General features: G+C 42.3%; 1 protein-coding gene. It reads left to right on the forward strand.

Annotated features, from left to right (window positions below; genetic code table 11):
- Positions 1 to 1,303: condensation domain-containing protein (locus MKX41_RS32245; RefSeq protein WP_340975164.1), on the forward strand; the 1,303-nt coding region annotated here is incomplete at both ends.

Here is a 1,303-nt window from a genome sequence, read left to right on the forward strand (position 1 = left end):
GTACTGGAGTGAGGAAGGCCAAAGCGAAGGCGAAGGATGGAAGGTATCTGACATTAGTTTCAACTATTTGGGACAGTTTGACCAAGATTTCCAAACAGCGATCTTCGAAGGTTCTTCGTTGCCTGTAGGTAATATGGTAAGTCCAGAACTAAAGCGAAGCAGTGCACTAGAAGTAAATGGCATTGTGAAAGAAGGAAGAATGCGATTTACGTTTAGTTACAACGGGAAGCAGTATTGTGAGCAGGAGATGGAGAATCTTGCTGGCTGTTACATACAGAAGCTAACAGCAATTATTCAGCACTGCGTGGAGAAAGAAATTGCGGAGCTAACTCCAAGTGACGTCATGGCGCACGACATGACCATTGAGGAGATCGAAGATGTATATATGCGAGTAGCAAGCAAAGGATTAACCATAGAAAAAATGTATCCTTTAGCCCCGTTACAAGAAGGAATGTTATTCCACCATGTGATGAACAAGGGAGACTTGCAGTATTTTGTGCAAACCAGCTTCGAGGTTCGAGGCATTTTAGATATTGATTTGTTGGAACAAAGTTATCAGGAGCTTATTAACAGACATGATGTACTTCGAAGCGTATTTCTATTTGAGAATATAAGAAGATCGTTACAGGTTGTATTAGAGCAGTGGAAGTTCAGCATTGATGTGCAGAAGATTGTAAACAAATCTGATGCAGAGCAAGAAGAAGCTATGCGTCGTTACATGCAAGAAGATAAAAATAAGGGCTTTGACTTGACCACAACCATTCCAATGAGAGTCGCTGCTTTTGAAATGGGAGCACAACAGTTCAAGTTGGTGTGGAGTTTCCATCACATTGTGATAGATGGTTGGTGTATGAGCACCTTGTTTACAGAATTATTTCAAATTTACGAGTCCTTGAATAAGGGAACACCTCTACAATTGGAGACAGCCCAGCCTTATAGCCGCTTTATCCAGTGGTTAGAGAAACAAGATAAAGTGAAAGCATCGGATTACTGGAAGAATTATTTGAAAACGATCGATGAAGTGACTACCCTGCCGGGATATAAAAAGACGGCAGATGGCTATAAGCAAGAGGAGTTATGGTTTGCGCTGGGTGAGGAACAAACACGAAAACTCCAACAACTGGCGAACCAATACCAGGTCACTTTGAATACCATGATGCAGACGATCTGGGGGGTAGTCCTGCAGAAATATAACCGAGCGAATGAAGTTGTGTTTGGTGCCGTAGTTTCGGGAAGACCTGCCGTAATCCCTGGAATTGAGAAGATGGTGGGCTTGTTTATTAATACCATTCCTGTCCGAATT

The sequence above is a fragment of the Paenibacillus sp. FSL R5-0475 genome (assembly GCF_038004585.1).
Classification (GTDB): domain Bacteria; phylum Bacillota; class Bacilli; order Paenibacillales; family Paenibacillaceae; genus Paenibacillus_AQ.